Annotated in this window: 4 protein-coding genes, 1 pseudogene and 1 riboswitch; of the genes and pseudogenes, 3 read left to right on the top strand and 2 right to left on the bottom strand. The window is 70.0% G+C overall.

Translation table 11 applies throughout. The features are described from left to right. Positions 1 to 166 precede the first annotated feature (166 nt). Together metB and AC2W7C_RS12370 are read right to left on the bottom strand one after the other, a co-directional pair. Positions 167 to 1,360: a cystathionine gamma-synthase gene (gene metB / locus AC2W7C_RS12365; protein ID WP_486001712.1), complete on the bottom strand. Its 1,194-nt coding sequence runs from the start codon at positions 1,358 to 1,360 to the stop codon at positions 167 to 169. Next, on the bottom strand, positions 1,357 to 2,343 hold the full coding sequence (locus tag AC2W7C_RS12370) for an alpha/beta fold hydrolase (protein ID WP_486001713.1): 987 nt from the start codon (positions 2,341 to 2,343) through the stop codon (positions 1,357 to 1,359). The genes metB and AC2W7C_RS12370 overlap by 4 nt, the downstream gene beginning before the upstream one ends. A 102-nt stretch (positions 2,344 to 2,445) precedes the next feature. Then, positions 2,446 to 2,571, bottom strand: a riboswitch (SAM riboswitch). A 251-nt stretch (positions 2,572 to 2,822) separates the two neighbouring features. On the opposite strand from AC2W7C_RS12370, the gene AC2W7C_RS12375 reads away from it, so the two are divergent. From AC2W7C_RS12375 to AC2W7C_RS12385, 3 genes and pseudogenes are all read left to right on the top strand, one after another. Further along, positions 2,823 to 4,178 (top strand): ammonium transporter, encoded by a 1,356-nt coding sequence (locus AC2W7C_RS12375; protein WP_486001714.1) that lies wholly within the window; start codon positions 2,823 to 2,825, stop codon positions 4,176 to 4,178. A gap of 85 nt (positions 4,179 to 4,263) precedes the next feature. Next, positions 4,264 to 4,941: a TorF family putative porin gene (locus tag AC2W7C_RS12380; RefSeq protein WP_486001715.1), complete on the top strand. Its 678-nt coding sequence runs from the start codon at positions 4,264 to 4,266 to the stop codon at positions 4,939 to 4,941. 171 nt (positions 4,942 to 5,112) lie between these two features. Further along, positions 5,113 to 6,218 (top strand): annotated as a pseudogene (locus AC2W7C_RS12385) (FAD-dependent oxidoreductase); the annotation flags it as partial.

Raw genomic sequence — 6,218 nt, forward strand, 5'->3', positions numbered from 1 at the left:
GACGCGCCGCCCGCGCCGGACTTCGCGATAGACCGCCGAGGCGGCTTCGATCGGCGTCGGTCGCATCGAGCTGCAGCAGGGCCACGGGCTCGTCGGCGTGGGCGGCGGCCTCGGGGAGAGCCGGGGATGGAGACGGACAGGGGAAGGGCGGTCATGACGGCGTCCTTCAGGCGGCTTCGGCCGTCGACGCGGTGACGTCCAGCGCCGCGTCGAGGGCGGCCGACAGGTCCGCCAGCAGGTCCTCGGGATGCTCCAGGCCGATCGACAGGCGCAGCAGGCCGTCGGTGATGCCGGCCACGGTCCGGGCCTCGGGCGTCATCGCCGCATGGGTCATCAGGGCCGGGTGGGCGACCAGGCTCTCCACGCCGCCCAGCGATTCCGCCAGGGTGAAGACCTGCAGCGTGTCGGCGAAGGCGCGCGCGGCGTCCAGGCCGCCCTCCAGCTCGAAGCTCAGCATGGCGCCGAAGCCCGCCTGCTGCCGGGCGGCGATCTCATGCCCCGGATGGCTCTTCAGGCCCGGGTAGTTGACCTTGCGCACGGCCGGATGCGCCTCCAGCCATTCAGCGACGCGCCCCGCCGAGGCCTGCTGGCGCTCGACGCGGGCGAACAGGGTGCGAACGCCGCGCAGGGTCAGCCAGGCGTCGAACGGCGAGCCGGTGACGCCCAGGCAGTTGGCCCACCAGGTCAGCTGCTCCAAGTCGGCCGGATCCTTGGCCACCACGCAACCGCCGACCACGTCGGAGTGGCCGTTGATGTATTTGGTGGTCGAGTGGATCACCAGGTCGGCGCCCAGGGCGAGAGGGGTCTGCAGCGCCGGCGACAGGAAGGTGTTGTCCACCGCGGCCTTGCACCCGACGGCATGCGCGCGGGCGCAGATGTCGGCGACATCGACCACCCGCATCAGGGGATTGGACGGGGTCTCTATCAGGATCAGCTTGGGTCCGCGGGCGAAGGCCGCGTCCAGGACTCCACGGTCGTTCTGGTCGACGAAGGCGACCTCGAAATGGCCGCGGCGGGCGCGGGCGCACAGCAGCCGGTGCGTGCCGCCGTAGAGGTCGTGGGGGGCGATCAGCAGATCGCCGGGCTCGAGCGAGAAGAGGGCCAGATCGACCGCGGCCATTCCGGTCGCCGTCACCACCGCGCCGCAGCCGCCTTCCAGCTCGGCCAGGGTCTCGCCCAGCACGTCGCGGGTCGGATTGCCCGAGCGCGTGTAGTCGTAGCGCCGTTTCCCATCCAGGCCGTCGAAGCTGTAGTTCGACGACAGGTAGAGCGGCGGGATCACCGCGCCGTGCGTCGGGTCGGCGTTCACCCCGTGACGCGCGGCGGTCGTACAGGGGCGACAGTTGGAGGGGGCGGTCATGCGGCGAGCTCCGAGGGGCGGGCGTACAGGGGAGAAAGGGCGGCGTGCAGCGCCTGGGCGACCGCCTCGCGTTCCTTCAGGAAGGCGTCGTGGCCGAAGATCGAGGGGGCCTCGGTGAAGCGGCGCAGGGCGGGCGCCCGGCCGGCCAGCTCGCGCAGGTCCTCGATCGGCACCAGGCGGTCGGTGGTGAAGCCCAGGAGCGTCAGCGGGCAGCGGATGGCCTCGGGCTGGACCGCGTGGCGGTCCAGCGAGTCCGACAGAGCGATCCAGCGCGCGGCCGAGGTCGCCTCGGCGTAGTCGGCGCCGCGCGAGATCAGGTAGTCGCAGACCGGATAAGGGTCGCCCGCGCGGCCGGCGGGGTCCCGGCGAAACGCCAGTCGAACTCGTCGGCGGTGCGGTAGGTGGTCATGGCCAGCTCGCGGGCCAGGGCGACGCCCTCCGCCTCGCGGCCGCAGTCGCGGGCGAAGGCCAGCAGGCGGCGTTGCACCCCCGCGCCAGGCCGTGGCCGACGGGTGGGCGCGGTGCGCCGCGGAGATGACGATCAGTTCGCCGATCCGCTCGGGATAGGCCGCGGCGAAAGCCAGGCCGATGCAGCCGCCGTACGAGGCGCCGGCGAAGGCGTCGATCCGCGTCTCGCCCAGGGCGTCCAGCAGCAGCGCCAGCAGACGGGCTTGGTCGGTGGTGGTGATGGTCACGGTCGGTTCGGCCTTGCCCGGCGCCAGGTCGAAGGCCAGCACCCGCACCCGCTCCAGATCGACGGCGCCGCCGGGCCGCACCGCCCACGACCACCAGCGCGCGGCGAAACGTCCGCTGGAGATGCCGCCGGCGACGACGATCAGCGGGCCCTGTTCCGGTCCATGCAGGCGGCCCGTGATCGTGGACGCGCTCAGCCGCTCGCCGGACTCCAGCCGGAAATCCTCGGGGATGGGGGCGACAACGTCCCGTCCGGGCGCTTCGTCGATCTGCCAGTCTTTGGACGCCAACGTCCGCTCCAGGTCTCGATCATCGAAACCTGCGGGGACGACCAAATCCGGCGTGACAGACCCGTGAAGTCGGCCGGTCCCGAACGCGAGGGACCGTCGCTTCACTCATCTCTCGCGGCCCTTTCTGAGGGACCTCGCAGGAGTTGGCACCATCTCCAGGATCGGGTGGATCACTGGAAGGTTGCCCCGGCGTCAAAGGGCCTATCCCTCAGCCGGTCTTGATGAGTGCCCTTACCGTGACGAACCCGCCGGGATGCGTCAACCCCTCAAGAATGCTGCGAGTGCGAATTGCGGTTCCGCTTCGAAGTCGGCGAATTTCAACCGGCGATTCGGGCTGTATTGGTGAAAACGGACCCATATGCGCGCGAGTTCCTGCATTTCAGCAACAAAATATCATAAATCATCGTCCGCCCACTTGCGCATTTCGCAGATGCGGTAAACAGTTCGCAACTGCGTAAAGACATCCTTGGGGGATTGAGATGACTCGACTTCGCAGCAGCCTCGCCACCGGCCTGGCCCTCTTCGCAACCGCTTTCGCGAGCGCGGCCGTCGCCGCGCCGGCCGCGCCGCCTTCGCTTCTGGCTCACCAGGTTCCCCTGGCGCTGGACGGCGCCGGAACGGCCTGGCTGGCGACGTCGACGGCCCTGGTCCTGTTGATGACCCTGCCGGGCCTGGCCCTGTTCTATGGCGGCATGGTCCGCCGCAAGAACGTCATCGCCACCATCACCCAGTCGGTCGGCGTGTTCGCCGTGGCGACCCTGGTCTGGTTCGTCGCCGGCTACAGCATCGCCTTCGGCAAGGCCGGGGCCTTCGGCGGCCACGCCGCGGACCTCCTCAACCAGTATGTCGGCGGTTTCGACGCCGTCTTCCTGAACGGCGTGGGGATGGAGACGGCGCACAGCCTGCTGCCGGGCATTCCCGAATTCGTCTTCCTGTCGTTCCAACTGACCTTCGCCATCATCACCCCGGCCCTGGTCACCGGCGCCTTCGCCGAACGCCTGAAGTACACCGGCCTGCTGCTGTTCACGGCGCTGTGGTCGCTCCTGGTCTACGCCCCGATCGCCCACTGGGTGTGGGGCGGCGGCTTCCTGGGTTCGGCCGGGGTGCTGGACTTCGCCGGCGGGGCGGTGGTGCACGTCAACTCCGGCGTCGCCGGTCTGGTCTGCGCCCTCTTCCTCGGGGCCCGCAAGGGCTACGGCAAGGAGCCGATCAACCCGCACAATCCGGTGCTGACCATGATCGGCGCCTCGCTGCTGCTGGTCGGCTGGATCGGCTTCAACGCGGGCTCGGCCGGCGGCGCCAACGCCTTGGCCGGCGTGGCCCTGATCAACACCATCCTGGCCGCCGCGGCCGCCGCCCTGTCGTGGAAGCTGGTCGAGGTGCTGGAGAAGAAGAAGATCTCGCTGATCGGCATGCTGTCGGGCGTGGTCGCGGGCCTGGTGGCCATCACCCCGGCCGCCGGCTTCGTCGATCCCAAGGGCGCGGTGATCATCGGCCTGATCGCCGGCCCGGTCTGCTACGCCGCGTCGGTCTGGATCAAGAAGCTGCTGCGCTACGACGACAGCCTGGACGCCTTCGGCATCCATGGCGCGGGCGGCCTGGCGGGCGCCCTGCTGACCGGGCTGTTCGCCACCACCGCGATCAACAGCCTGTCCGAAGGGGCCAACGTCATGACCCAGCTGATCGGCCTGGGCTGGACCATCGGCTACAGCGCGATCGGCACCTTCGTCATCCTGGTGATCTGCAAGTTCACCACCGGCCTGCGCGTCAGCGCGGCCGCCGAGGAGGAGGGGCTGGACGCCCACCTGCACGGGGAGGCGCTGGAAGCCGTCTAGGACATCAGTACCGCCGGACGCGGAGCCTCCCTTTCGCGTCCGGCCCAGCGTTCGCGTGCCGACATCGAAACAACAGGGGATACCGATGAAGAGACTCGCCTTCGCCTGCGCGGCCGCCCTGGCCGCCCTCGCCGCCGCCACGACCGCCTCGGCCCAGGAGGCCGACGTGGCCTGGAACGTCGGGGTCACGAGCGACTACGTGTTCCGCGGCTTCAGCCAGACCGACGAAAACGTCGCCGTCCAAGGCGGCGTGGACGTGACCTACGGCAGCTTCTACGCTGGCGCCTGGGCCTCCAACGTCGACTTCGGCGACGACACCGACGCCGAGGTCGACTTCTATGGCGGCTGGCGGCCGGAAGCCGGCGGCTTCAACCTGGACCTGGGCGTGATCGCCTATCTCTACGTCAACGCGCCGGATGCGGCCGACTACGACTACATCGAGCTGAAGGCCGCGGCCTCGCGCGCCATCGGCCCGGTGACCCTGGGCGCGGCCGTCTACTATTCGCCGGACTTCTTCGGCCTGGACGAAACCGCCACCTACATCGAAGCCAACGGCAGCTTCACCCCGGCGGACAAATGGACGCTGTCGGCGGCCGTCGGCCAGCAGTCCCTGGACGTCAACGATGACTACACGACCTGGAATGCCGGCGTCGCCTACGCCTTCACCGACCATGTCGCCCTGGATGTCCGGTACCATGACACAGACGTCGACGGCCCGCTCTCGGACGACCGGGTGACGGGGAGCCTCAAGTTCCTCTTCTGAGTTCGGGCGGGCGCCTCCGCTCGAAAGCGAACCGGCAATATCTCACTCCGCAACCGAGGTATTGCCGGTTTTCTGTTGCTTGAAATCACGCACTCTCTGCATCTGAAGCATGGAAGTTGCCAGTTCGGCCTCGCCGCCGTAAATCAGTGTGCAGTTGCGAAGAGGGCGTCCGTGGCATCCGTGAACCAGACTTTCGTCATCGTCCCCAGGACCGGCCCGGCCAAGGCGCCGGCGGCCGAGCGCGTGGGCGGCTACGCCGAAATCTACGCCGACTTCGCTCCTGAGGCGGGCAAGGGCCAATCGAGCCGCTGCGCCCAGTGCGGCGTGCCCTTCTGCCAGAGCGCCTGTCCCCTTCAGAACAACATCCCCGACTGGTTGCGCCTGGCCGCCGAGGGCCGTGCGGAGGAGGCCTGGCGCCAGGCCCAGGCGACCTCGGCGATGCCCGAGATCTGCGGCCGGATCTGCCCGCAGGACCGGCTGTGTGAAGGGGCGTGCACGCTGGAACAGGCGGGGTGGGAGACGGTCACCATCGGCTCGGTCGAGCGCTGGCTGGGGGATCAGGCGTTCGAGAACGGCTGGGTCGATCCCATCCGTCCCCGGGCCGAATGCGGACAGTCGGTGGGGATCGTCGGCGCCGGACCCGCGGGCCTGGCCGCGGCCGACCGCCTGCGTTCGGCGGGCTACGCCGTCACCGTCTACGATCGCCACGACCGCGCCGGCGGCCTGCTGACCTACGGCATCCCCGGCTTCAAGCTGGAGAAGCCCGTCGTGGCCCGCCGGGTGGACCGCCTCGTCGATGGCGGCGTCCAGTTCCGGTTGGGCGTCCGATGTCGGCGGCGCCGGCGGACGGGAGCCTGGCCTTCGCGGAGATCCGCGCCGCCCATGACGCCGTGCTGGTCGCCACCGGCGTCTACCAGGCGCGCCGCCTGACCGCGCCGGGCTGCGGCTCGGACGGCGTCGTCGCCGCTCTGGACTATCTGATCGCCTCCAACCGCAAGGGCTTCGGCGACGCGGTTCCGGCGTACGACGAGGGCGCCCTGAACGCCGAGGGCAAGCGGGTCGTGGTCATCGGCGGCGGGGACACGGCCATGGATTGCGTCCGCACCGCCGTCCGCCAGGGCGCGGTTTCGGTCACCTGCCTGTACCGCCGCGACCGCGAGAACATGCCGGGCAGCGCGCGCGAGACGCAGAACGCCGAGGAGGAAGGGGTGGTCTTCGAATGGCTGGCCGCGCCGACGCGCGTGCTGGGCGGGGCCTGCGGGCGTCACCGGCGTGCG

This window comes from Brevundimonas sp. CURTG3B2_SDJG (assembly GCF_057364705.1).